The 26,023-nt window shown below is 71.2% G+C and carries 13 protein-coding genes and 3 pseudogenes; 12 read left to right on the forward strand and 4 right to left on the reverse strand.

All coding sequences use genetic code 11. The features are described from left to right. The 12 genes and pseudogenes from ACZ7P3_RS34960 to ACZ7P3_RS35015 all read left to right on the forward strand — a co-directional run. A partial coding sequence (locus ACZ7P3_RS34960) for a condensation domain-containing protein (protein ID WP_472087879.1) occupies window positions 1-621 on the forward strand: 621 nt, incomplete at its 5' end. Between the two features lie 158 nt (window positions 622-779). After that, complete coding sequence (locus tag ACZ7P3_RS34965) at window positions 780-2,087, forward strand: MFS transporter (RefSeq protein ID WP_472087880.1); 1,308 nt, start codon at window positions 780-782, stop codon at window positions 2,085-2,087. A 19-nt stretch (window positions 2,088-2,106) separates the two neighbouring features. After that, the gene (locus ACZ7P3_RS34970) at window positions 2,107-5,892 is read left to right on the forward strand and encodes an amino acid adenylation domain-containing protein (protein WP_472087881.1); all 3,786 of its coding nucleotides are present in this window, start codon (window positions 2,107-2,109) and stop codon (window positions 5,890-5,892) included. Between the two features lie 133 nt (window positions 5,893-6,025). Further along, a complete protein-coding gene (locus ACZ7P3_RS34975; protein WP_472087883.1) occupies window positions 6,026-6,994 on the forward strand; it encodes a TauD/TfdA family dioxygenase in 969 nt (322 codons plus the stop codon). Window positions 6,995-7,241: 247 nt separating this feature from the next. Next, window positions 7,242-7,460, forward strand: a complete 219-nt coding sequence (locus tag ACZ7P3_RS34980; RefSeq protein WP_472087884.1) for an MbtH family protein — start codon at window positions 7,242-7,244, stop codon at window positions 7,458-7,460. Window positions 7,461-7,478: 18 nt separating this feature from the next. Next, window positions 7,479-7,622 carry a hypothetical protein gene (locus ACZ7P3_RS34985; protein WP_472087886.1) on the forward strand — a complete coding sequence of 48 codons (144 nt, stop codon included), beginning with the start codon at window positions 7,479-7,481 and terminating at the stop codon, window positions 7,620-7,622. 339 nt (window positions 7,623-7,961) lie between these two features. Further along, window positions 7,962-8,921, forward strand: coding sequence for a fatty acid desaturase family protein (locus ACZ7P3_RS34990; RefSeq protein ID WP_472087887.1), 960 nt, complete (start codon window positions 7,962-7,964; stop codon window positions 8,919-8,921). Between the two features lie 45 nt (window positions 8,922-8,966). Continuing rightward, window positions 8,967-12,305 (forward strand): non-ribosomal peptide synthetase, encoded by a 3,339-nt coding sequence (locus ACZ7P3_RS34995; RefSeq protein ID WP_472087888.1) that lies wholly within the window; start codon window positions 8,967-8,969, stop codon window positions 12,303-12,305. A 55-nt stretch (window positions 12,306-12,360) separates the two neighbouring features. Beyond that, window positions 12,361-12,417: pseudogene (locus ACZ7P3_RS35000) on the forward strand (SDR family oxidoreductase); the annotation flags it as partial. 252 nt (window positions 12,418-12,669) lie between these two features. After that, on the forward strand, window positions 12,670-12,816 hold the full coding sequence (locus tag ACZ7P3_RS35005; protein WP_472088163.1) for a hypothetical protein: 147 nt from the start codon (window positions 12,670-12,672) through the stop codon (window positions 12,814-12,816). A 56-nt stretch (window positions 12,817-12,872) separates the two neighbouring features. After that, window positions 12,873-13,393 (forward strand): annotated as a pseudogene (locus tag ACZ7P3_RS35010) (transposase); the annotation flags it as partial. 78 nt (window positions 13,394-13,471) lie between these two features. Next, window positions 13,472-13,672 (forward strand): annotated as a pseudogene (locus tag ACZ7P3_RS35015) (transposase); the annotation flags it as partial. A 36-nt stretch (window positions 13,673-13,708) separates the two neighbouring features. On the opposite strand, the gene ACZ7P3_RS35020 reads toward ACZ7P3_RS35015, so the two are convergent. From ACZ7P3_RS35020 to ACZ7P3_RS35035, 4 genes are read right to left on the reverse strand one after another with little or no spacing between them, the layout of a single operon-like run. Next, window positions 13,709-15,421, reverse strand: coding sequence for a carbamoyltransferase N-terminal domain-containing protein (locus tag ACZ7P3_RS35020; protein ID WP_472087889.1), 1,713 nt, complete (start codon window positions 15,419-15,421; stop codon window positions 13,709-13,711). 55 nt (window positions 15,422-15,476) lie between these two features. After that, on the reverse strand, window positions 15,477-18,725 hold the full coding sequence (locus tag ACZ7P3_RS35025) for an aminotransferase class III-fold pyridoxal phosphate-dependent enzyme (protein ID WP_472087891.1): 3,249 nt from the start codon (window positions 18,723-18,725) through the stop codon (window positions 15,477-15,479). A 22-nt stretch (window positions 18,726-18,747) separates the two neighbouring features. Next, complete coding sequence (locus ACZ7P3_RS35030) at window positions 18,748-21,306, reverse strand: type I polyketide synthase (protein WP_472087892.1); 2,559 nt, start codon at window positions 21,304-21,306, stop codon at window positions 18,748-18,750. Beyond that, window positions 21,299-25,996, reverse strand: coding sequence for an amino acid adenylation domain-containing protein (locus tag ACZ7P3_RS35035; protein WP_472087894.1), 4,698 nt, complete (start codon window positions 25,994-25,996; stop codon window positions 21,299-21,301). The genes ACZ7P3_RS35030 and ACZ7P3_RS35035 overlap by 8 nt, the downstream gene beginning before the upstream one ends. Window positions 25,997-26,023 lie beyond the last annotated feature (27 nt).

The following is a 26,023-nucleotide window of genomic DNA, read 5'->3' on the forward strand; positions in this document are numbered from 1 at the left end:
GAAGCCCTCCACGACCTGATCGGCTTCTTCCTCAACACCCTCGTCCTGCGCACCGACGTCTCCGGCAACCCCACCTTCACCCAACTCCTCACCCGAGTACGGGAAACAGACCTCGCCGCCTTCGAGAACCAGGACCTCCCCTTCGAACGCCTCGTCGAAATCATCGCCCCACCACGAACCGCGGCACGCCACCCCCTCTTCCAGGTCATGCTGTCCTTCGACACCAACACCGAAGCCGCCTTCGACCTCCCCGGACTCAAGACCAGCGAATTCGAGATCCCCGGACACGAAACAGCCAAATTCGACCTGAACTTCCTGCTGCGGGGGTCGTACGAGCCGGACGGGCGACCGACCGGGATCACGGGGATCATCGCGTACGCCACCGACCTGTTCGACCACCACACGGTCCAGGCATGGGCCGAGCGGCTCAACCACCTGCTCGGAGAACTGACCTCCGACCCCGACCAGCCGATCGGCAAGGTCGAAGTCCTGGACATGGCTCAACGGAACGCGAAACCGGACCGGTTGGAGACCCGGCCGGGGCTCGGCCCCGGAAGGCGGCGGGTGCTGGCCCGTCCCGGTCTTCCGCTGGGACAGCCGCTCGGCGGAGCCGCGGACTGAGTGCCCGGGGGAAGTCCAGGCACGCCCCCGCACCGCCCGGCACGTCCTCGATCACCCGTGCGGCGAATTCGACCCGATAGGAAGACTGTGATGGACCAACGCGCCGAGACCCTGCGTTCCCGACCGGGAGCCGAGATCCGTGAGGCGGTGTGGCGCCCATGAGCGAGGATGCCGCGAGCGCCGGGAAGAAGCCGGCCTCGCTGTTCCGCCAGCGGAACTTCGCGCTGCTGTGGACAGGTCAGTCGGCCTCGATCCTCGGTTCCCAGATCACCTACGTCGCGATGCCGCTGACCGCGGTCCTGCTGCTCCACGCGACGCCGATGGAAGCCGGCGTGCTCGTCGCCCTCGAGACGCTGCCGTTCCTGCTCTTCGGCCTCTTCGTCGGCGTGATGCTGGACCGCCGGGCGCGCCGTTCCGTGATGATCGTCGCCGACGTCGTGCGCGCCGCGGCCCTCGCCTGGATCCCCGTCGCGCACGGGCTCGACGTGCTGAACATCGGTCAGCTTTTCGTCGTGGTCTTCGTCGTCGGCGTGATGACCGTGTTCTTCGACCTCGCGCACCAGTCCTACACACCCGGTCTGATCGGCCGGGACCGGCTCGGCGAGGCGAACGCGAAGCTGGAACTCTCGGACTCGATGGCGCAGGTCGTCGGGCCGGGCGCGGCGGGCCTGCTGATCAGCGCGCTCAGCGCACCGGTGGCGATCGCGGTGGACGCGGCGAGCTACGTCCTGTCCTTCATCACGGTGGCGGGACTGCCCGCCGACGAGCGGCCGAAGCGTCAGCCCGGAGCGGAGAGCCTCTCGGTCCGTGCCTCGATCCGTGAGGGATTCGCCGCGATCGTGCGGCACCCGCTGCTGCGCTGGTTCACCACGGCCGCGCTGATCATCAACCTGTTCTCCGGAGCCCTGATGTCGGTGTTCTTCCTCTATCTGCTCCGGGTGCTCGACATGGGCTCGAAGCAGGTCGGCCTGATCGTCGCGGTCGGCAGCGTCGGCGCCCTGGTCGGCGTCCTCCTGGTCGGCCCACTGACCGGACGGTTCGGCGCCGGCCCGACACTGATTCTGACGATGGCGCTGCCCGGGCTGGGATACCTCGTCCTCGCGGCCGTACACGGCCACTCACTGGCGGCGATCGCCGTCGTCGCGGTCTCCTCCTTCCTCGTCCAGCTCAGCATTCCCGTCTTCAACGTGACGGTGATCAGCTTCCGGCAGGTCTCCACCCCGGACGAGCTGCTCGGGCGGGTGAACGCCACGGCCCGTACCTGCGCGCTGGGCGCGTTCTCGCTCGGCTCGCTGCTCGGCGGTGCGCTCGCCTCCGGAACCGGGCTGCGGACGGCGATCGTGCTGGCCGCGAGCGGGACGTTCCTGGCCTCCCTGGCCCTGCTGTTCTCACCCGTGCGCACAGTACGCCGCCTTGAGGCGCCCGCCACCGATGCCGACTCGGCCGCCGTGCCGGAGCCCGCATGACCATTCAGGAGCAGACATCATGACGAGCGTCGAGACCTGGCAGGAGGAGGGCTATCAGCTCTCCCCGCAACAGCTCGCCCGGTTGGGCGAGGCCCGGAGCACGGCGGTGCGCACCGTCCGCACCGCCACACGGATACCGGTGCCGGACCTGGAGGCCCGGATCGCGACGGCGGTCGCGACGCACGAGAGCCTGCGTACGCGGTACACCGAGTTCGCGGGGCTGCCCACGCTCGTCCAGGTCGTGGATGCGGTCGGCCCGGTCGCGATCGAGCAGTCGGGAACGGATCGCACCGTGTTCCGGGCCGGCGCGCTGACCGTCGAGCACGAACTCGGTCCGGACGGCACGCGGCTGGTTCTCACCCTGCCGCGGCTGAGCGTCGACGACGCTTCCTGGACCCGGCTTGTCGGCCTGCTGCTGGAGGACGCGGTCGCCGCGGCCGGGGAGACGGTGCTGCAGTACGCCGATGTCGCCGCCTGGCTCGGTGAAGTGCTGGACGAGTCGGCGCAGCCGCCGGTGGCCGACGAGGCGGCGCGGCAGTCGTCGAAGCCGTCCTCGACGCTGCCCTTCCTCACTCCCGTCGCCCTCCGGGACGCGGCCGCCGAGCCGGTGAGCGCCTCGGCCGTCGTCGAGGGGCCGGCTCTGGAACGGCTGGACGAACTCACCGGACGGTGCGGCGTGAGCGAGGCGGCGGTGCTGCTGGCTCTCTGGCGCTCGCTGTACGGCCGGTACTGCCGCGACGCCGACGACCATGTGCTGGTCCTGGCCGACGGCCGGTCCACGGAAGGCCTGGAGAACGTGCTCGGCCTGTTGGAGCGTCCGGTACCGGTGCGGCTGGAGATCGGCGCGGACGCCCCGGTCGCCGACGCGCTCCAGGCGTCGCAGGACGCGCTCCGCTCCGTAGCGGCGATCGAGAACCAGATCGACCCGGGGACCGCGGCCTCCGCACACCATGCGGCGGACGGCTGCCCGCTCTCCTACCGGCACCGCCTGGACCGGTGGGCCGAGGAACTCTCGGCCGGTGCGTCCGTCCACGAAGCTCCTGGTGCGCTGCACCTCGACTGCGTGCGCGGGTCGCGGAGCCTGCGCCTGACCTTCGTCGGCGGCGCGGGCCGCGTGGCCCAGGCCGACTTGGACCTCGTCGCGGAGGCGTTCGGACATCAGCTGACCGATCTGCTGTCCGGTGGCACGGAGCGCGCCGTCGGCGGCCTGCGCCTCACCGCGCCGAACGCGCCGAACGCCGAGGCCGGGCCCCGTGCGTCGGACGCCTCGGTGCTCGACCGCTTCCTCGCGCAGGCGGAGCGCACGCCCGCGCAGCCCGCGCTGCGCTGCGGCGAGACCGTCGTGTCCTACCGGGACGCGGCGCAGGGCGCGGACGCGGTGGCGCACCTGCTGCGCGAGCACGGCGTGCGGGCCGGGCAGCGGGTCGCGCTGTTCGTTCCTGCCTCGGCGGAAACGGTCGTCGCGATGCTCGGCGTCTGGCTCGCCGGCGCGGCGTTCGTCCCCCTCGACCCCACGTGGCCGCAGCAGCGGATCGAGACGATCCTGCGGGAGGCCGACCCCGCGCTGCTGCTCACCCCCGATCCGAAGGCCGATCACCAGGCCTCCGTCCGCATCGTGTGCACGGCCGACGCGGTCGTCGACCCGGGGCGCGCGGTGACTTCCGGCGCGGCGGCCACGGGCGCCGCCTATGTGATCTTCACGTCGGGCACCTCGGGGCTTCCCAAGGGCGTCGTCATCGGGCACGAGCAGCTGTCGCACTACGCCTCGGCGATCGGCGAGACGCTCGCCCTGTCCGAGGGCGCCGAGTTCGCGGCGGTCTCCACCCTCGCCGCCGACCTGGCCTACACGGCGGTCTTCCCGACCCTGGCCGGCGGTGGCTGCGTCCAGATCGTCCCGACCGAGACCGCCACGAGCCCCGCGGCTCTCACCGAGTGGTTCCGGGGGAGCCCAGCGGCCGCGATGAAGCTGGTCCCCTCGCACCTCTCGGCGCTGCTGGCCGAGGCCGCCGATCCGCTCGCGCTTCTGCCGAGCGAGGTGCTCGTGCTCGGCGGCGAACTGCTGCCGCGTCCGTTGTACGAGCGGCTGCGAGAGATCGCGCCGTCCTTGCGTCTGTACAACCACTACGGCCCGACCGAGTCGACGGTGGGTGCCGCATGCCTCCCGCTGGACGCCTCGATCGATGAACGCTGTTCCTCGATCCCGGTGGGCTCCGGCCTCGGGGGGAACGTCCTGACGGTGGTCGACGCGGGGGGTGCCGCGCTGCCGCCCTGGTGCCCCGGTGAGGTGCTGATCAGCGGGCCCGGCGTGGGCCTCGGCTACCTCGCGCGGTTGCGCGAAGGCGGGTCGGGCTTCGGTACGGCGGACACCGCGGACGCCCACCGGACCGGTGACCTCGGCCGCCTGGTGCCCGGCAACGGCATCGAGATCCTCGGCCGGATCGACGACCAGGTGAAGCTGCGCGGATACCGCGTACAGCTCGGCGAGATCGAGACGCTGCTGGCGGATCGGCCGGGCGTCGGCGCCGCGGCGGTCGTGGCGCGCGCGGACGCCGACGGACTCGTCACGCACCTGGACGCCTACCTCACCGCCGCCGGCGGAGTGGACATCTCCGTCGAGGACGTCCGGGCAGCCGTGGTTCTGCACCTCCCGGCCGCCCTCGTGCCGACCGGGTGGCAGGTGCTGGAGCGGTTCCCGCTGACCCGCAACGGCAAGCTCGACCGCCGCGCCCTCGCACCGATCGCGCCGCCGAAGGCCCGGGCCGGCCGGCCGCGCGACTCGGTGGAACAGCGTCTGCTGGCGATCTGGTCCTCGGTCCTCGACCAGGACATCTCCTCCCCCGACGCGGACTTCTTCGAGTTCGGGGGACAGTCGCTGCGTGCGATCAAGCTCATGGCCCAGATCAACAACGCCTTCGGCCTGCGCCTGCCGATGTCCGCGGTGTTCAGCGCCCCGACCGTCGCGGCGATGGCGGAGCTGGTGCGCAGGAGCGACGTCCAGGACTCCAACCTGGTCCCGCTGCGCGCCGCCCGCGGACCGCATGAGCAGGCCCCGGTCTTCTGCGTCCACCCCGGCGGCGGCAACACGCTCAGCTACTGGGAGCTGGCCCGGCTGATACCGGCGGACCGGTCGGTCTACGGCATCGAGGCCTGGGGTCTGCACGGCAGACCGCCGCAGGACGATTTCGCCGCCATGGCCGAGGGGTACGCGGCGAACATCGCGGCCGTCGGCGATGCCGCTCCCGTGATCATCGGCTGGTGCTTCGGCGGCATCATGGCCTACGCCACGGCCCAGGCGCTGCGCCGTTCCGGGCGCGAGGTGGCGCAGCTGATCATCGTCAACTGCGGCGTCCCCGGTGACCCGGAGAACGCCCTGGCGCGGCAGCCCGCCGACTATCTGCTGCGCCGCTTCGCCTTCCACTACCAGCTGGACCTGCCGGAGGGGCCGCTCGGTCATCTCGGTCATCAGGAACTGCTCAAGGCCATGCAGGACGTCGGGCGGCTGCCCCCCGACTCCGGTGAGGCGGAGCTGCGGAACCTGCTGGACGTCTACATGACCAACATGACCGCTCTGGACCGCTACTTCGTGCAGGAGCAGGCCGAACTCGGCCGAGCCGACTTCCCGGTGCTGCTGGTGCGCGCCGAGCCGGCCGACGAGCCGCAGGATCCGGACCGTACGTGGGGCTGGGGATCGGTGGTCGGGCCCGAGCTCGGCTTCGCCTCGGTGGCAACGACCCACCACGGCATCATGCGACAGCCCGCGGTGGAGGAACTCGCCGAGCTGATCCGACGGGAGATCGACGCATGACACGGAGCACGGCCGGGTTCAGCGCCGAGGAAATGAGGACCGGGACATGAACGAAGCGACTTCCAGGACACCGGGTCCGCGCTCCCTTCTGGGCGCGACTCGGCGGCAGGTGCGGATACCCAGCAGAGATTCGGTGAATATCGGCTTCCTGCCGGAGTCACCGACCACCCCCGTCCTCATCACGCCGGCCGGTCCGGGCGTCGACCTGCCCGGCTGGCTGCGCGCGAACCGGGAAGAACTCGAAGCACGGCTGCTGCGGCACGGCGCGGTCCTGCTCCGGGGGTTCCACGCCGGTTCGGTGGAGAAGTTCGAACAGGCCGCCTCGGCGATCTGCGGCACCCTCTTCCCTGAATACGGGGACCTTCCGCGGGAGGGCGAGTCGGCCCGCGTATACAAGTCGACGCCGTATCCGGAAGACCTCTCGATCCTGTTCCACAACGAGAGTTCGCATCTGCCGCAGTGGCCGATGCGGCAGTTCTTCTCGTGCATCGTGGCCCCGCAGTCCGGTGGTCAGACGCCGATCGTCGACTGCCGGACGGTTCTCGCCCGGATGCGTCCGGAACTGGCCGAGCTCTTCGCCACCAAGAAGCTCCGTTATGTCCGCAACTTCATCGAAGGCGTCGACGTCAGCTGGTCGCGCTTCTTCGGCACCGACGATCCCGCCGAGGTCGAGCGCAAGTGCGCCGCGGAGGGGACGAGCTTCGAGTGGACGCCGGACGGAGGCCTGCGGACCTCGCGTCAGGCCGAGGCGGTGCTGCGCCACCCGACGACCGGCGAGGCCGTGTTCTTCAACCAGCTGGCGCTGCACCACCCGTCGTCGCTGGACCCGGAAACGCGCTCCTCGCTGCTGGAGAACTGCGGCGATCAGGGGATGCCGCGCAACGTCTTCTGGGGCGACGGCACTGTCATCGACGACGCCCTGGTGGACGAGGTCCGCGACCTGATGGACCGGGAATCGGTCGCCTTCTCCTGGCAGGAGGGTGACGTCCTCGTCATCGACAACATGCTGGTCGCGCACTCACGCAGTCCCTTCACCGGGCCGCGGAAGATCGTGGTGGCGCTCGGCGACATGACCGGCGGGGCCGTGCCTGCCATGAGCTGAGCGGTTCGAAACTCCAGGCGCGGATCACCTGAGTGGCGCGGCAGTCAGCAGTTCGCCGCGCCGCCATCGCCGCCTGCCTTCGTTCCGGCGGCGATCCGGAACAGCGATATCCCATTACGCCGACACCGGTGTCCCGCCGGCGAGACACGCCCCATGCGAGGCCAATAATTCAGCTGCCACAACAGTGACGGCTGATTATCGTCACTGTTACGCTGACGGCCGTTTGATCGATTTATCAGGAGAATCCGTGGCGAATCCGTTCGACGATGAAGAAGGCGCCTGCCTGGTTCTGGTGAACGACGAGAACCAGCATTCGCTGTGGCCCGCCTTCAGCGCGGCACCGGCCGGCTGGAAGGTGGTGTACGGCCAGGAAACTCGCAAGAACTGCCTTGAATACGTTTCCGCCCACTGGACGGACATGAGGCCGGCCAGCCTGATCAGGGCGATGGGCGATGAACCGCGGTAGAGAGGTACGGGGTACGTGGTGACAGACAACGAGTTCCGCAACCCTATGGACGCACTGGTGGTCAGTAGCGTGCGGGCCCTCTTGGACAGTACGAGCGCCAGCATCGACGACATTTTCCTGGAAATCAGCGGAAATTCCATTGTCGCCATCCGCCTCGGGTAGATCCTGAGCGAAAAACTTGCAATACCCCGCACTGTCCGCACCATCTTCAAGAATCTAGTGCTCAGAGACCTCAGCGATGCGCTCAGCGATCTGGCCGGCGAAAAGGCCTGACCTCACCACAGCCGCGGCGCGTATCCCGGCGCCCCGCCGCGTTGCCTCGCCTTGCCACGCGAGCGGAGTGCTCGACACTTCTTCATCCACCCGCCCTCCCTCCCCCGTCTTTCGGGGGCCGAAGGGCGCCACTTCCAAACTTCGTGCCTCATCCACACGAAGTCGCTGATGCCTGCCCGGCTGCCGCAGCGATCTCGCGGGAGGCTGCCACAGGGGAAGGTGCCAAAAATGACTTCCGACGCAAGCACGGCGTCGCCACAGGGCCTGTTCCGACGGGCCAAGGTGAACGCCGTCGACGAGCGGACGTTCATCTTCAAACTCTTTGTCGCGTACGCCCTTTGGGCGCTCGGCGTGGCGCTCGCGCTGTTGGCCGGGCTGTGGCCGCTGCGGGTGCTGGGCGTCGTATTGATCGGCGCGATGTACGCACACTGGCTGGAACTGCAACACCAGTGCCTGCACCACTCGGCATTCCGGCGCGCCCGCCGGCACCGGATCGCCGGCGTCCCGCTGGGCGTGCCCATGCTGGTCTCGTACAGCCATTACCGCGTCCTGCATCTGCAGCACCACCGCTATCTGGGCACCGACCAGGACTCGGAGTTCTTCGGCTTCGACTCGCGTCAGCCTGTCACCTGGGGGGCGCTGGCCCGCGAGGCCCTGGCCTTCGGCCGGCTGGGTGGCGCGGTCGCGGACGTCGTGCGCGCCTGGACCGGTTCCTGGACCTACGACTCCGGCCGGATAGCACCGGCCCGCAGGCGTGAAGTGGTCGCCGAATACCGGCTGTTCAGCCTGCCGATCCTCGCGGCCGTCGCGCTCACCGTGCTCGGCCAGGGCGAACTGGTGCTGTGGGTATGGCTGTTGCCCTTGCTGGTCGCGGTGCCCCTGCACTTCCTCGTCGAACTGCCCGAGCACATCATGTGCGACAACTCCAGTACCGACGTGCTGACCAACACCCGCTCCATCACCGGCAGTTGGTTCAGCACCTGGTACACCAACGGCAACAACCTGCACATCGAGCACCACGCGGCCATGGTCGTCCCGATCAACCAGCTCCGCGAGCGCCACGACCTGACGCTGTCGTACGCGAAGCACACCTCCCCCAGCTATCCGCAGTTCTTCCGCGCCATCGCCAAGGAGGCCGCCGCCAACGGCCGGAAGGCCCGTGCACAGGACGGCACCCGTGCCGAATAGCACAAGTCGCGCATGCATGGGACGCACTCACGAAGGTAGGACGGCATGAGCGACACCTCGGAGCGGCTGCGCGAGCAGTCCCCCGCCCAGAACGCCCTGCACACGCGGCGGCTCGAGGAGCGCACCGCGGCGGCACCGGGCGGGATCACCAGACGGCCGGCGGGCACGGGCGCCCCCTTGTCCTTCGCACAGCAGCGCCTGTGGTTCCTGGACCAGCTCGGCCCCGGGAACGCGGCGTACAACCTGCCGTACTCGCTGCGGCTGTCGGGCCCGGTCGACCTGGACACGGCGGTGCGGGCCTTCCAGGCCCTGGTGCGGCGGCACGAGACACTGCGGACCACCTTCCCCTCGGTCGACGGAGAGCCGGCGCAGACCATCGCCCCGGCGAAGACCCACGTCTGGGAGCCCCGGGTCGTCGACCTGCGCGGCGCGGACGACGCCGAGGAGCAGGCACGGCGGCTCGCGGCGCAGGACGCGCGGGCGCCGTTCGACCTCGGCCGGGGTCCACTGCTGAGGGTGACGCTGGTGGCGCTCACCGAGCGGGAAACCGTCGTGCTGATCAACCTGCACCGCATCGTCACCGACGACTGGTCGATGACGGTGCTGACGGACGAGTTCTGCCGTCTGTACGACGCCTTCCGCACCGGCGGCGCCGATCCGCTGCCGCCGCTCGCCGTCCAGTACGCCGACTACGCCCACTGCCAGCGCGAGCAGTTCACGGGCGGTGCGGCGAACCGGGTGGCGCACGGGCCGGCGCACTGGCGTAAGCGGTTCAGCGGCGAGCTGCCCAGTCTGCGGGTCCCGACCGACCGTACCCGGCCGACCGTGCAGACGTACGCGGGCCGGACCCGGTCCTTCACCCTGTCCGCCGAGGTGACCGCCGGGCTGCGGGAGCTGGGCGGCGCCGCGAACGCCACCCTGTTCATGACGCTGCTCGCCGGATACGCGGCCCTGCTGCACCGCTACTCGGGCCAGGACGACATCGTGGTGGGCACGTCCGTGGCCGGCCGTCACCGGCCGGAGACCGAACCGCTCGTCGGCCTCTTGGCGAACACCCTGGCCCTGCGCACGGACCTGGCGGGCGACCCGACGTTCCGCGAGCTGCTCGCGCGTACCCGGCAGGCGTGCATCGCGGACTTCGCCCATCAGGACGTTCCCTTCGCGCGTGTGGTCGAGGAGGTGCGGCCGGACCGCGATCTCAGTCGCGCGCCGCTGTTCCAGACGATGCTGTCGCTGCACGACGCCCCCCGGCCCACGCCGGACCCGGCGGGGCTGCGCGTCAGCCCGTTCAGCGGCGAGGGCCGGACCACGGCGCTGTACGACCTGAGCCTGCACGTCGTCGACGAGGGCGACCGGCTCCGCTGCGAATGGGAGTTCAACGTCGACCTGTTCGCCGACGCCACCATCGAGCGGATGGCCGCCCACTTCGAACGGCTGCTGCTCGGCGCCGTGACGGACTCCGATCTGCCGCTGTCCCTGCTGCCGCTGCTCTCGGAGCCGGAGCGGGCCGAGCTCCTGAACCGGGACAACCTGATCTCCGTCGAGGTCGCCCCCGACACATGTGTGCACCACCTGTTCGAGGAGCACGTCCGCGCCACCCCCGACGCCGTGGCGGTGGTGGACGGCGAGGACCGGGTCAGCTACCGCGAACTCGACCGGCGGGCCGGGATCATCGCCGCCCGGCTGCGCGCGCTGGGCGTCGGCCCGGAGTCCCGAGTCGGGCTCTGCGCGCCACGCTGCCCCGACTCGGTGGCGGCCCTGCTCGGCGTCCTCAAGGCGGGCGGCGCGTACGTGCCGCTCGATCCGGCCCACCCGGTGGACCGCCTGCGCTACGTGCTCTCGGACGCCTCCGTACGCCTGCTCCTGACCCGCCACGACGTGGCGGCCTCGGTACCCGGGCTCACCGAAGGAGTGAGCGTCGGCTACGTCGACGACTGGCTCGCCGAGGGCGAGGGCGCCGACGCGGCGCAGGACGAGCCGGCCGCCGTCCCGCCGGTGCGGCACGCCGAACCGAATGCGGACAACCTGGCGTTCCTCGTGTACACCTCGGGCTCGACCGGCCGGGCCAAGGGCGCGATGCTCACCCATGGTGCCCTGATGAGCGCCTTCCGCTCCTGGGAGCGGGTCTACGGCCTGGGCACGGTGGTGCGCCGGCATCTCCAGGCCGCGAACATCGCCTTCGACGTGTTCACCGGCGACATGGTCCGCGCGCTGTGCTCCGGCGGCACGCTGGTGCTCTGCCACCGTGAAGCGCTGCTGGATCCGGCGCGGCTGTACACGCTGCTCCAGCGGGAGCGGATCGACTTCGCCGACCTCGTCCCGGTCGTCATCCGCCGGCTCAGCGCCTATGTGGCCGAGCAGGGGCGGATGCTGGACAACTTCAAGGTGCTGGCCGTCGGCGCGGACATCTGGTTCATGCAGGACTACTGGAACCTGGCGAAGCTCTGTCCTCCCCGCACCCGTCTGGTCAACTCGTACGGCATCACCGAATCGACCGTGGACAGCGGCCTGTTCGAGACTCCGATGCCCGAGCGCGGTGACGAGGAGCCGGTGCCGATCGGACGCCCGCTGCCCAACACCCAGTTCTACGTGCTCGACAACCGGCTCCAGCCGGTGCCCGTCGGAGTGAACGGCACTCTCTACATCGGCGGCCTGGCCCTGGCCCGCGGCTACGTGGGGCGCCCCGAGCTCACCGCCGAGCGGTTCCTTGCACACCCCTTCTCGGAGAGGCCGGGAGCCCGGCTGTACAACACCGGCGACCTGGCGCGGATGCTTCCCACGGGTGACGTGGAGGTGCTGGGCCGGGTGGACCGGCAGGTCAAGCTGCGCGGCTTCCGGATCGAGCTGGAGGAGGTCGAGTCGGTCCTCGGCCAGCACCCGGACGCCCAGGACGCCGCCGTGATCGTCCGGGAGGACGCCCTGGGTGAGCGGCGCCTGGCCGGCTATGTCGAGCCGCGAGCGGGACGCAGCCCCGACCCGGTCGCTCTTCTGCAGTACCTGCGCACCCAACTGCCCTACTACATGGTGCCGTCCACCATCACGCTGCTCGAACGGATACCGCTGAACGCGAACGGCAAGCACGACCGCAGGGCTCTGCCCGCTCCGGCGCCCGTGGCGGACGCGGTCGAGCGGCCTGCCGCCGGGTTCGCCACCGCGACGCAGGAGCGCGTAGCGCGGATCTGGTCAGAGGCGCTGGGGGCCGACGTGGTCACCGCCGAGGACGACTTCTTCCAGCTCGGCGGAGACAGCCTGCTGGCGCTGCGGATCCTGTTCGCACTGCGCCGAGCTTTCGGCGTGGACCTGCCACTGATCACCCTGTTCGCGGCGACGACGGTGGAGGAGCTGGCCCGCCGCGTCGACCTCGCCGCGTCGACACCCGCTTGATCCGGTGCTCCCGTCCGGGGCCTCCCGGCCCCGGACGGGAGCACCGCAGGCGGTCGTGCTGACAGGCGCGACCGGCTTCCTCGGCGCCCATCTCCTCGACGGACTCCTGCACCGCACCCCGGTCACGGTCCACTGCCTCGTACGGCTGTCGCAGCCCGACACCCGCCGGACAGTGATGGGGCCGGCGATCCGGGAGAGCCCCGACTCCGACTCGTCCCCCAGCGCTTCGCCGAGCTCGCCGACCGGCTCGACGCCTTCCACCACAGCCGCGCGTGGCTCAGCTTCCCGCTGCCGTACGAGATGCTGCGCGCCACCGACGTCGCCGGAACGACCCGCCGAGCGCCGCCGGCGTTCCAGCACGTCCTTGACGAAGACGCGCCGGCCCTCGTCCAGCGGCTCGGGGCGGGAAGCCAGCAGCTGTGTGACGTCGCTCGCGCTGCGAGCGGGTGCGGGTGCGGGCGGTGTCAGCGACCAGTTGGAGGACAGCGAACGCGCCCAGCTCACCTGCTGAGCTCTTCGGAGTGTTGTCGGGGTGACGTGTGCTGATCCCTGCGGTAGGCCGGTGGTATGCGGCATGCGCAGGGTGGCGGACTCACCGCCGATCGACGGCGGTCACGCGAACGGATCCGGTACGAGGCAGGCGAGCGGTTCGCTCGCAATGAGAAGACCGTGTTGATCGCGAAGGATCTGCGGGTGAGTGAGCGGTCGGTGGAACACCGGCGCCGTGCCTGGCGGGAGGGTGGGTTGGATGCTCTCGCCTCGGCGGGACCGCCGAAACTTCCCAAGCTGTCCGATGGCCAGTTCGCCGAGCCGGAGAAGGAGTTGGCCCTGGAGCCGGCCGAGTACGGCGGGGAAGACCGGCGTTGGACTACGGCCCGGATCGGAACGCTGAGCGACCCGGTCGTACGCGCGCACCTCCAGCTCAAACTCCTATCGCCTTGATCTGGGACAGTCTCAACACCCATCGGGTCGCCGGGATGCGCGAGGATGCAGCCGAACACGACTGGCTCACCATCGTTCAACTGCCCTCATATGCACCGGACTTCAACGCAGTGGAAGGCATCTGGTCGCCGTTGCGGCGCGGCCCGCCGCACCGTTACCGATCATCAGGGCCCGGCGGCCTTCGGCCGCCGGGCCCTCGCACAACGCTCCCCGCCCTCCCCTCTGATCACCGCGGCTTTCACGTTCTCAACAGGCGCTGGGCAGTGGAGCGAAGCATCGGACGGATCATGACGCACCGCCGGCTCGCCCGCGACTACGAGACCCTCACCACCAGCTCCGAAGCCGTGATCCACATCGCCTCGGTCGGCAACCTCACCAGGCGCATGACGGACGAGACGACACCCGCCCGGCGAGGGACCTACTGAGGCATGAACGGCAAACTGCCCAGATCAAACGCCCGCTCAGAACGCCGGGTCTTCCCGCCGGTACAGGACGCCCTCGCTCCACACCAGGTCGAGCTGGCCCCACTCGATCGCCGACGCGACGTCGGGGAAGAAGCTGCGGCCGTTGTAGTTCGCGCTCGTGTTGCACAGGACCGGTATGCCGCTGCACTTGTAGTACTCGCGCAGGATGGCGTGCAGGTTCGGGTCGTCGGACGCGTTGACGGTCTGCAGCCGTGCGGTGCCGTCCAGGTGCATGACGGCCGGGACGCGGTCGATCCACTCGGGACGGACCCAGTGTTCGAACAGCATGTACGGGTCCGGCGTGCCCGGGTCGAAGACGGTCGGGGCATGCTCTTCCAGGCATATGGGCGCGACCGGCCGGTAACCCTCCCGGCTCTTCACGTCGTTCAGGAGCCTCTTCATCGACGCCTCGACCGCCGATGCGATGATGCTGCGTCCGCCGAGCGCGCGGGGACCCAGTTCAGCACGGCCGTCGAGTACGACCGCGGGCTGGCCCGAGGTGTGCAGGATCTGGGCCAGCTCCTCCGGCGTGCAGGGCGACGTGCTCCAGCCGCGCGGCACGTCCGGCGTCGGTTCGAGAGCCGGGCCCAGCCGGGCGTCCCACTGGATCGGCCGGAGCCCGGAGCCGCCGGCCGCGGCCAGGCAGGCCGTGCCGATGGCGACGCCGGAGTCGTCCGGGAACGGCGGCACCCACATGGCCTTGATCGTCGGGTGGGAGCGCAGGGCGCTGTTCCACTTGATGTTCAGCGCGCAGCCGCCGGCGAAGCACAGGTTCCAGGCGCCGCCGCCCTTCCACGCCTGGATCTTCTTGGTCACCCGGTCGATCAGCAGTTCCTCGAGGAACGTGTGGACGCTGGCCAGCACGTCCTCGTCGGAGACCCCGAGCGCGGCGGTGCGGGCCTGCACGGCGGAGAGGAACTGGTGCACGTAGGCGTGCGACTGCTCACCGGTGCTGCCGCACCCGATGATGGCCCGCCGGTACTCCCGCACCCGCGGCGAGTCGGCGTCGAAGAACTCGAAGAACTCCTCGCGGAAGACCTGCTTGATCTGCTCCTGTGAGGTGCCCAGGGCGATGTACGCCATCATCTTCCCGGCCACGGAGAGGTCGTCGACGTTCTTCGACTTGTTCTGCCGCTTGAACGGGCCCCAGTACTGCGAGGTCATCGAGTAGGTGTGGCCGATGAGCGGGAACGCCTCGCCGCCGGCCTCGATCCGGCCGTCGGCGTCCACGCAGTACAGCCGCGGGAAGCAGCCGCCGTCCCAGACCAGCACCATCGACGGCTCGCCGCGGCGCGCGAACGGGCTGGTGCAGTAGGCCGAGGCCAGGTGGCCGGCGACGTGGACGTAGCTGTCGTAGTCCAGCGCCTGGCCGCCGATCACGATCCGGCCGCGGTGGCCCGGCAGCGCCGGGTCGGGCACCAGGTCGGTCTCCCGGTAGGGGGCGACCAGGACCTCGGTCCGGATCCCGCCGGCGAGCACCTTGACGCGGCCGTTGGCGGCGCCGTCCCAGCCGTCCAACGCCCATGTGCCGACGTCGCCGACCTTGAGGCCGAACTTGTCCATGACGCCGACCAGGTCGTCGAGTTCGTCGACGTTGCTGTACCGGGCGCCGTTGGCGATCTTCTGCATCTCGACGTTGAACACCAGACGGTCCTCGTCGAGGATCGCGATGCCGCCGCTCTGCGTGAGCTTCAGGCCTGCTGTGATCATGGTCTTGCGGCTCCCGTATGTCCGAGGGCTGATGTGGTCGTGTCGGAGGTGGTGCTCAGAGGTCGTCATGGTCGGTCCGGTCCAGCTGGGCCAGTGGGCGCTCGCCGTGCGCGACCAGGCCGGCGAGCAGGTTCTGGTAGCGGCGCGCGACGTCGGCGGCGAGGTCGGGGGCGACGACGTCCGTCGCGATCTCGAAGTCGCACCGGAAGCCGTCCGCGCCCTCGATGATGTTCAGCGCCAGGGGGTGGCCGGTGTGAATGACCGGCAGCGGGTCGGCATCCGACACCGTGAGCCCGTCCATCGGGGGCGCCGCCACGCGGCGGTAGAACGAGATGGACGTCGCGAGCAGGTCGGCGCGCAAGCCGCTTCCGGGCGCGAGCTCCACGATCAGGTCGGCGAACGGATGGTCCTGGGTCTCGAGCCCGGTCACGAGGTGTTCCATGACCTCGGCCACGTAGTCCGCGGCCAGGACGTCCGCCGTCCGTCGCAGACGCAGCGGCAGCAGGTTCGAGCAGTACCCGACCACCTGGTCCAGCTCCGGCGGGCGGCGGGCGGCCAGGACCGGGACGACGATGTCGTCCTGCCCCGTCACCTGGTGCAGCACGGCGCCCCAGGCCGCGACCAGGTAGGCGAACACCGTCGCGCCCTGCTCTCGGGCGGTGTCGCGCATCCGGTCGCAGAACTCGGAGTCGAGCCGGACGCTGTGCCGCACGGCCCTGTAGGGGAAGGGCCCGGACGTTCCGGACCCGGGCAGCTCCGGAGCCGCCGCGCCCTGGAGCAGAGTGCGCCAGTAGTCCCGGTGCTCGGCGGCGTCGGGGCCGCCGACGACCCGCTCGTGCCACGCGGCGTAGTCCCGGAACTGTGCCGCGGGCGGCAGCAGGGGCCGGACTTCCTGACAGCCGGCGTTGTACAGCGCGACGAGGTCGTCGACCAGGACGCTGAACGACCAGCCGTCCACCGCGGCGTGCGCCCCGGAGATCAGCAGCAGATGCCGCTCCGGAGCGGTCTGCACGATCGCGGCGCGGAACACCGGCCCGGCCGCGAGGTCGAGCCGCTGCTCGGCCCAGGACTGCCGGAAGCGGTCGAGGTCGTCGTCATCCGGGCAGACGTGTTCGGTCAGAACCTCGTCCAGCACCGTCTCCGCGGCAGGATGCACGACGAGCGTCACGCCGTCGGCAGCGAGCGTGGTCCGCAAGGTCTCGTGCCGCTCGACCAGGCCCTGCACGGCGCCGCGCAGCGCGTCCCGGTCCAGCCGGCCGTCCAGCCAGAAGCCGACGGACATCTGGTACGCCGGCACGCCGCCCTCGTCCAGTGCCGCCTGCTGCCGCTGCGCGAGGGTGCTGCGCGGCGCGGGCGGCGGCACCACGGCCCCGGCCGGGGCCGCCCGGCCGGGGCCGAGCACACCGTGCTCCCGCAGCTCGGTGACCGAGTCGCGGACCGCTGCCCGGATGTGGTCGAGGTCGGCCTGCTCGTGCGCCGTGGACAGGAAGAAGTTACGCAGCTCCCAGACGAACACTCCGCGGTCGAGCAGGTTGAAGTACAGGGGGTCCATGTTCTGTTCGTGCTCGAACCGGAAGAACGAGGAGAACCGGCGGACCCCGATCGGCACGTCGAGCTCGCGGAAGTCGGCGTTCAGCCGGTCGACGAACACCTCGGTCTTGCGATCGAGGTCCCGCTGCAGGGCCGGGCCCTCGCCGCGAAGGTGGTCCAGAACCGCCCGGGCCGCCACCATGGTCATCGGATGCTGACTGAACGTGCCGGCGAAGAAGGTGGACTCCGCGGTCGGGCGGGAGTCGTCGCCGAAGTCCCACACGCCGCCGTCGATCGTGTCCATGATCCCGCCCCGGCCGGCGATCACACCGATCGGCATGCCGCCGCCGATGATCTTGCCGTACGTGGCCAGGTCGGCCTCGATGCCGTAGAGCCCCTGGACACCGGCCGGGTGGCAGCGGAAACCGGTCACCATCTCGTCGAAGATCAGCTTCGTGCCGTGCCGCCGGGTGATCTCCCGAACCCGGCGCAGGAACTCGGGGTTCTGCACTCCGGGGGTGCGGAGGGTCACCGGCTCGGTCATCACCGCGGCGAGCCGCGGACCGTGCCTGTCGATGAACTCCAGGGCCTCGTCGGTGCCGAATTCGAGCACGTGCACGTTCTCCACCGCGCGCGCCGGGATGCCCGAGGTGATCGGCCGGGTGGTCCGCACACCGTTCTCGGAGGAGGCCGCGGCCAGCACGCTGTCCGCGTGACCGTGGTAGGCGGTGGAGAAGACCACGACGTCGTCGCGGCCGGTCGCGGTCCGGGCGATGCGCAGGGCGGTCATGACCGCTTCGGTGCCGGTGTTCAGGAAGGCGACCCGCTCCATGCCGGTGAGTTCGATCAGGCCGGCGGCGACCTCCTCGACCACCTCGGTGCGCGAGGCGATGACGTAGCCGAGGTCCAGCCGCTCGCGCAGGGCCGCCATGACGGCGGGCGGGTTGTGCCCGAGGAGGTGGACGCCCCAACCCAGGGTGAGGTCGACGTACTCGTTGCCGTCGATGTCCCACAGCCGCGCGCCCTGCCCGCGTTCGGCGACGATCGGGTACAGCATCTCCTTGGTCGTCGGCCGGAATCCGATGGACGAGCGGCTGTCGGCGATCAGCGGGCGGAACCGCTGGGCGAACTCCTTCGAGCCCTTCGTCCTGCTGCCGAACCGCTCGGCCAGGACCTTGAGATACCGGGCACGCTCTTCCGACTCCGCCAGGCCGGCTCCGCCGCGCGCACCGGGTGCGAGCGGGGCGGCCGGCCGGGATGAGGCCGGTCGCCCTGCCGGCCGGGCTGCGGGCGCCGGTTCGACGACGACCGGTCCGGCGCCCGAGGCGGCACCGCCCGCCAGGAGTTCGAGCTGGCTTCGCATGACGGCCAACTGTTCGGTGATCAGCCGCTCGACTGCCGTCGTGGTTCCGGGCGCCGACACGGTGTCGGCCGAAACCGGCGCCACCGGCGCGGGTGCGAGGGTCTGCGGCACGTCGACGGCCGCGGCGATCACAGCACCGGTGGCCGGGGTCGCCGCAGCCTCCGGCGGCGTCCCGGCCGACGCATTCGCCGCCAGGTGCGCCGCCAGCGCCGCAGGCGTCTGGATGTCGCCGAGCAGCTGCCGGAGCGAGACCTTGCAGCCGAAGCGTTCCTCGACCAGCCGCAGCATGCCGAGCAGCGCCATCGAGTCCGCACCGAGTTCGGCGAACGAGACGTCCGGATCCAGCGCGTCCGGCCGGATGTCGAAATAGCCGCCGACCATCGCGACGACCTCTGGGAGCAGTGGCTCCACGGTGTTCTCCTCGTGATTCACGTCAGCCGACCCTGGCCAGGTGCGCCGCCAGGCGGTCGATCGTCGGGTTCTTCAGCAGATCGATCGTCGGCAGGGGGACGCCGAGCTCCGTCCCGATCCGGCGGGCGAGCCGCACGGCGAGCACCGAGTCGTCGTTGATGTCGAAGATGCTCTGGTCGTAGCGGTCGACCTCGGTGCGCAGCACCTCGGTCCACAGCTTCGCCAGCAGCCGCTTCAGCTCCTCGCCGCGCGGCGGGCCGGCGGGGGCCGCCGGCGGCGCCTGGTCCGGTTCGTCCAGCCGCAGCCTGCTGCGATACAGCGGATGTGCCGGCAGCGGGACCCGGTGGGGCTCCTGGCCGGACCAGTCCGACCAGTCCACCGGCACACCCGCCGTCCACAGTCGGGCCGCGTCGTGGAGCAGCCGCGCCACCGGCGACGACTCGGAGCCGCCGTCCGGGCCGAAGTCCCCCGGCAGCGGTTCAGCCGGGGTTCCGATGACGACCACCGTCGCCCCGTCCGCGGTCCGGCCCCCGAAGGCCTCGGCCAGCCGGCCGCCCTCCCACACGTCCCGAGTCCAGTGCAGCGGGTCGAGGGCTCGCGACTCCGGCAGCTCGCCGCCCACGACGGCCGACAGGATCGGGACGCGCGGGACCCGCGGTCGCACCTCCGGCGGGCCGTCGAGCAGCCCGGCCCGCCAGGACAGCAGGGCCAGCGCCTCGGTCTCGTCGAGGACCCCGCTGAAGCAGGCCGCGAGGACTTCACCGGCTCCGGCGCCGCCGACCGCGTCGGGCCGCGCGCCGGATTCGGCCCACAGCGTCGCGAGCACCAGTCCGGCGGTCACCCGCGCGGCCGGCGGACTCTGCGCACGGATCAGGGCGCCGTCGATGGACCGCTGCGCGATGTCGGCCACGGCCGGCACCCGCTCGGCCAGCACCCGGAAATCCTCGACCGGGACCTCGCCGAACAGGAACGACACGGCCGGGGCTGCCTCCGCCGTCGGCGCCGCCGCGGCCCCCGCGGCGATCGCCCGCAGTCCGGCCACGGCGGTGGCGTGGTCGTCCGCGACGACCGCGCGGCGATGCGCGAACCCGCGCCGGCCGGCCAGCAGCGTGTAGTCGGCGTCGGCGAGGTCGGGGGCGTCCGGCCGCGCCAGCACGTCGGCCAACCGGCCGGCCAGCTCACGCAGCGCCCGGTCGCTCCTGGCGCTCACCGCGAGCAGCCGGGGACCGGCGTCCGGCGTCGGCCGCGCGGGCAGCGGTGGCGCCTCCTCCAGCACGACGTGCACGTTGGTGCCGCCGATGGCGAACGAGCTGACCGCGGCCCGCCGCGGGGTCGGGCCCGGCTGCCATGCCATCGGCCGAGTGTTGATGTGGAACGGGCTGCCGGCCAGCTCGATCTCCGGGTTGGGCCGGGTGAAGGTCGGGTGGCCGGGGATCTCCCGGTGCCGCAGGGCCAGCACCGTCTTGATGAACCCGGTGATCCCGGCGGCGGCGGCCAGGTGCCCGACATTCGCCTTGACCGAGCCCAGCGCGCACTGCCCGGGCTGGGCGCCGCCGTCGGCGAAGGCTTCGCTGAGAGCGGTGAACTCGATGGGGTCGCCCAGGGCGGTCGCGGTCCCGTGCGCCTCGACGTACGTGATGGTGCCGCTGTCCACCCCGGCGACCGCGTGCGCCTCGCCGATCACCGCCCGCTGCCCTTCGACGCTCGGGGCGGTGTAGCCGATCTTGTCGGACCCGTCGTTGTTGACCGCCGATCCCTTCAGCACGGCCAGGATCCGGTCGCCGTCCTCGATCGCCTCGGCCAGCCGCTTCAGGGCCACCAGGCCGACGCCGTCGCCGAACGTGGTGCCGTCGGCGTCCGCGTCGAAGGGACGGCACCGGCCGTCCGGGGAGAACATCATCCCCTCGCGGTACACATAGCCCGGATACGCGTTGGCGATCACCGAGACGCCGCCGGCCAGCGCGATGTCGCATTCCCCCGCGATCAGGCTCTGCGCGGCCACGTGCACCGCGACCAGCGATGTCGAACAGGCGGTCTGCACGGCGACGCTCGGCCCCTTCAGGCCCAGCTTGTAGGAGATCCGCGTGGTCAGATAGTCCTTGTCGTTGGCGACCATGAGCTCGATGCCGTCGTAGGTCAGCAGGTCGCAGGACCGGGCAACGACGTTCGTCAGGTACGTGTTCATCGCCGCGCCGGCGAACACCCCGACCGCCTGACCGTCGGCCCCGCCGGAGTAGCCGATGGTGTCGAGCAGTTCCCACGCGACCTCCAGCATGATCCGCTGCTGGGGATCGATCAGCTTCGCCTCGCGCCGGGTATAGCCGAAGAACTCGGGGTCGAAGTCGAAGGCGTCGGGCAGGATGGCCGCTCGCCGGACGTAACGCGGATCGCGGAGTACCCGCTCGGGCACACCGGCCGCGACGAGTTCGTCGTCGGTGCAGGTGGTCAGCAGCTCGTCCCCGGCCCGCAGCCGGCTCCAGAACGCGTCCAGGTCGGGGGCGCCGGGAAACCGGCCGCACATCCCGATCACGGCCACGTCGTTCGACCGGATCGTCACGTCGATCTCGTCGGCGTCAGGCATTCTTCCCTCCCCGTTCCCGGGCCCGCAGGCGCGCGCCGCGGACCGTGTCGTCCGCCAGTCGGATGCGTCGGCTCGACGTCCGATCCCGGTCGCGGCCCCCGCCGCCGCCGACGGCGGCGGGCGCGGCATCGGCCCGGCCGAGGCGCGCGGCCAGACTGGCCACGGTCGGATAGCGGAACAGCTCGGACCCCTTCAACGGCGGGTCCGCGGCGTCGCCGGAGAGCAGTTCGTAGACTTGCAGCAGCAGCATGGAGTTTCCGCCGAGATCGAAGAAGTTGTCCTCGCGGCCGATGTCCTGGCGCTGCAGCACCTGCTGCCAGACGGCCGTCACCCGGCGCTCGCGGTCGCTCGGCGCCACGGCGGCGCCGGTTCGAGCGGCCACGCTCGCGAACTGCTCGGCCAGTCGCACGCGGTCGACCTTCTGACCGGCGTCGAGCGGGAACGCGTCGAAGAACCCGATCGCGGTGGGCACCATGTAAGGCGGCAGCGTGGAACGCAACTCCGCTCTCAGGGCGCTTTCCGTCAAGTTCCACCCCGGCTCGGGAATCACGCAGGCGACGAGGCGGCTGTCGTCGACGCCCGCGCCGACGACCAACGCCGTCGACCTTCTGACACCGGGCACCTCGTCCAGCCGGGCTTCCACGCCTTCCAGCTCGACCCGGAACCCGCTGATCCTCACCTGGTTGTCGACACGTCCCAGGATTTCCAGTTGCCCCCGGGTGTTGACCCGCGCCAGATCGCCGGTGCGGTACAGCCGGCCCTGCGGCTCGAGCGGGCTGTCGAGGAAGCGTTCCTTCGTCAGCTGCGACTGGTTGACGTAACCCCGGCTGACGCACTGTCCGCCGATGTGCAGTTCGCCGGTGAACTCCGGCGGCACGGGCTGCCCGTGCTCGTCGAGGACGTGGACCCGGGCGTTGGCCAGCGGGAGTCCGGCCGGCACGCTGGTTCCCGCGCAGTCTTCGGGCCGGACGGGCTGCGCGGTGGCCCAGACCGTGGTCTCGGCCGGGCCGTACATGTTCCACAGCGTCCCGCACCACTCGCGGACGGTCCGGGCGAGCGGCGCGGGCAGAGGCTCGCCACACGAGAAGACGTGCCTCAGCGCCAGACCCTGGGTCCCGGTCCGCCGGACCACGGCGGACAGGCCGTGCAGGGCGGAGGGGGCCTGGACCATGTGTGTGACCCGTTCCTCGACGAGCAGCGTGTGGAAGAGGTCAGGCGATCGGGCCGCCCCCGACGGCACGACGACCAGGCACGCCCCGGCCAGCAAGGTGCCCCACAGCGACAGATCGGAACCGGCCGGGTGGAAGAACGCCCCGACCGCGGTCTCGTCGATGACGACGTGCTCACGCATCGACTCCAGCAGCGTCAGGACATTGCCGTGCTCGACGTCGATCCCCGTGGGCGTCCCGGTCGAGCCGGAGGTGTAGACGGTGTAGGCCACGTCGCCGGCTCGCGGCAGATCGCCGGGCTCGCCGGCCGGCGGCAGCTCGGTCTCCGGCATGACCAGGACCGGCACCGCGGCACCGTCCAGCAGACCGGCCAGGTCCGGCTGGGTGAGCACCACGTGCGCTCCGCTGTCCTCGAGCACCGTCCGGCACCATGCCGCGGGCCAGGACGGGTCCAGGACCACGTAGGCCGCCTGGGCCCGCTGGACCGCGACGATCGCGGCCACCGTGTCGAGGGAGGGCGCGAGCAGGAGGGCGACCCGGCTGCCCGGCCCGACGCCCTCGGCCCGCAGCCGGGCCGTCCAGCGCCCGGCCAGCTCGTCGAGCTCGGCATACGTGAGCTGGTCGCCATCGCAGCGCACTGCCGTTCGATGGGCGTGCTGCTCCGCGGCCTGCCGGAAGCGGGCCGCCAGGCTGTCGTCCGGTGCGACGGACACCGGCACGGGGTGCCGGTCGGCGTCGTGCCCGGCCTCGGTCAGGATCGGCAGCTCCGCCACACCGCGGTCCGGGCCGGCGACCGCGGCCCGCAACAGCGTCGCGTAGTGCTCGGCGGCACGGCCGGCCGCGGCGGCGGAGAAGACGGACTTGCGGTACTTGAGCACTCCGACGAGCCGGTCGCCGTCGTGGACGACCTCGAGGGTGAGCTCGAACTGGTCGTCCTGCTTGGCCAGCGGGAACGGCGCCGTGGACAGTCCGGCCCAGGCGGCCGGGGACGCGCCCTCGTCGGCCACGTGGAGGGCGGCGTGCGCCGGATGCCGGCCGGACTTCTGGTAGATGAACATCGCCTGGAAGATCGGATTGCGGCCGTCCGCCCGGCGCGGCGCCAGCTCGCTGACGAGCAGCTCGAACGGATAGTCCTGGTGCTCGAACGCCTCGGCGACGGTACGGCGGGTCCGGCCGAGCTGCTCGCGGAACGAGACCGCGTCGCTCAGGTCTGCGCGCAGCACGACGGAGTTGACGAAGTTCCCGACGCATTCGGCCAGCGCCGGGTCGGTGCGGCCGGCGAACGGGCTCCCGACGAGCACGTCACGCCGGCCGGTGTAGCGGCCGACCAGGACCTGAAAGGCCGTCAGCAGTACCACGTAGGGCGTGACCGCTTCCGCCTTGGCCAGCGCGAACACGTCGGCGGCGAGGTCCGCGGGGATGGGGAACACGAGCTGATCGCCGCCGTCGGCGTCCGCCGGGTCCAGATCGAACCGGGGCCATTCGGCCAGCTCCAACTGACCGGACAGCTGGGAGTGCCAGTAGGCGCGGGCCCGGGCACCCCGATCGTCGGCGATCAGCTCACGCTGATACGCGACGAAGTCGCTGTACGGATTGTTGCGCCCCGACAGCCCCGCCGGGCGCCGTTCGACCTCGGCGGCGTAGAGCTGCTCGAGTTCGGCCAGCATGGTGCCGAGCGACCAGAAGTCGCACACCACATGGTGGGCTGCCAGCAGAACGACCGCTTCTCCGGGCGCCACCCGGTATGCCCGCGCTCGAAGGGGAGACCCGGTCACGAGGGCGAACGGCTCGCGATAGGCGGCTCGCACCGCCTCCTGGAGTTCTCCGTCAGTCCACTGATGCGCGTCCAGCTCGGCGAAGTCGGGTTCGAGCCAGCCGTGGACGGTCTGACGGCCCGCGGGGCCGTCCCCGTCGTCGGCGCCCGCCCGGCTGAAGGTGGTGCGCAGCGCCGCGTGCCGCCCGACGAGCGACTGCAGCGCGCAGTGGAACGCGGCGGAGTCGAATCCGCCGGTGAACCGTGCGGTGAGGGCGACGTTGTAGGACGCGCTGTCCGGGTCCATCTGATGCAGCATCAACATCGAGCTCTGCGCGTACGAGAGCGGATGCTCGGTGCGCGCCTGTCCGGCCCGTGCCCGAAGCGCCGCCTCCAGTTTCTTCCGGAGGTCGTGGTCAGTCATGGGTGTCACTCCTCGGTCGATCCGACGGGTGTGGAAGCGCCTGGGCCTGCCCACAGAGGCAGGAGGGCGTGCAATTGGTCCTCGGTCAGCGTGGCGAGCGAGGCCCACAGCCGCTCCGAACTCCTCGGGCGAGAGCTGGTCCGGCCCGCCCGCCTCCTCACCGGTCCCCGCCCCGAGCTCGAGCCCGAAGACCTCGACGACCGGCCGGCCGGCGTCGTCGACGACCGAGACGTCGACGACCTCTCGCGCCGTCTCACCCACCCGGTGCCGGACCACCGCGACTCCCGACCCCGCAGCGCTCGCCGACTCGTGGATCACGACCCGCTCGATCCGGAACGGCAGCTCGGTGGACGGCGCCGGAGCCGGCCGATCCGCTCCCGGCCGATCACCGACCGTCCGCCCCATCGCACGGAACGGCGCGTGATACCTCACCCAGTCGACCGGGATCCCCGCCTCCTCCAACCGAGTCAGGTGCTCCAAGACCGTCACCGAATCCGGTGTCCGAGGCGGCAACCCCGCCAGCCAGAGCTCACTCCCGTCGCTCTGCGCCCGGCCGGCCGTGGTCAGCGTCCGTCCGGGCCCCACCTCCAGGAAGACCGTGCAGCCGCCGTCCATCAGTGCCCGGACTCCCGCCATGAACCTGACCGGTGAGGTGAGCTGCCGGCCCCAGTACTCCGCGCCGAGCTCCCCTCCCGAGGCCCAGCCCCCGGTGAGGTTCAGCGCCAGCGGCACGGCCGGGGTCCGGTGCCGGATCCGGCCCGCCGCCGCGACCAGCTCCGGGACGGCCGGGGCGACCAGCGTCGAGTGGAAGGCATGGGTGGTCTCCAGCGGGATCGTCAGCCAGCCTCGCCGCTCGAACGCGGCCGCCAACTCCCCCATCGCCGTGTCGGTTCCCGAGACGACGATCCGCTCCGGAGCGTTGTACGCGGCCACCGACGCCGCGCCGCCGTGTGCCGCGACCAGGCGTTCCAGCTCCGCCGGGTCAGGACCGCCCACGGCGACCATCCGGCCGGCGCCGGGCACGGCCGCGAAGGCCCGGCCGCGGGCGCTGACGAGTTCGAGCCCTTCCTCGACGCCGAACACCCCCGCCACACAGGCGGCCGCGTATTCGCCGACACTGTGGCCGACCACCGCGTCCGGCCGCACCCCGCACGAGGCCCAGAACTCCGCCAACGCGACCTGCAGCAGAAAGACCGCGGGCTGGAGCAGCTCGGCCCGAGTCTGGGCGGCCGGGTCGGCGAACACGTCGAGCGGACCGACGCCGGTGAGCCGTCGGAACTGATCGGCGTGCCGGTCGATGGCCGCGCGGAACAACGGGTGCTCGCGATGGAGCTCGACGCCCATGCCGACGTACTCAGAGCTCTGCCCTGG

The sequence above is a fragment of the Streptomyces sp. NPDC107581 genome (genome assembly GCF_055657175.1).

What these genes read in the sequence shown, in the direction of transcription:
- ACZ7P3_RS34970 (WP_472087881.1), top strand. Translation starts at nt 2,107, where the DNA reads ATGACGAGCGTCGAGACCTGGCAGGAGGAGGGCTATCAGCTCTCCCCG.
- ACZ7P3_RS35030 (WP_472087892.1), bottom strand. Translation starts at nt 21,306, where the DNA reads ATGCCTGACGCCGACGAGATCGACGTGACGATCCGGTCGAACGACGTG.
- ACZ7P3_RS35020 (WP_472087889.1), bottom strand. Translation starts at nt 15,421, where the DNA reads ATGATCACAGCAGGCCTGAAGCTCACGCAGAGCGGCGGCATCGCGATC.
- ACZ7P3_RS35035 (WP_472087894.1), bottom strand. Translation starts at nt 25,996, where the DNA reads ATGGGCGTCGAGCTCCATCGCGAGCACCCGTTGTTCCGCGCGGCCATC.
- ACZ7P3_RS34995 (WP_472087888.1), top strand. Translation starts at nt 8,967, where the DNA reads ATGAGCGACACCTCGGAGCGGCTGCGCGAGCAGTCCCCCGCCCAGAAC.
- ACZ7P3_RS34990 (WP_472087887.1), top strand. Translation starts at nt 7,962, where the DNA reads ATGACTTCCGACGCAAGCACGGCGTCGCCACAGGGCCTGTTCCGACGG.
- ACZ7P3_RS34965 (WP_472087880.1), top strand. Translation starts at nt 780, where the DNA reads ATGAGCGAGGATGCCGCGAGCGCCGGGAAGAAGCCGGCCTCGCTGTTC.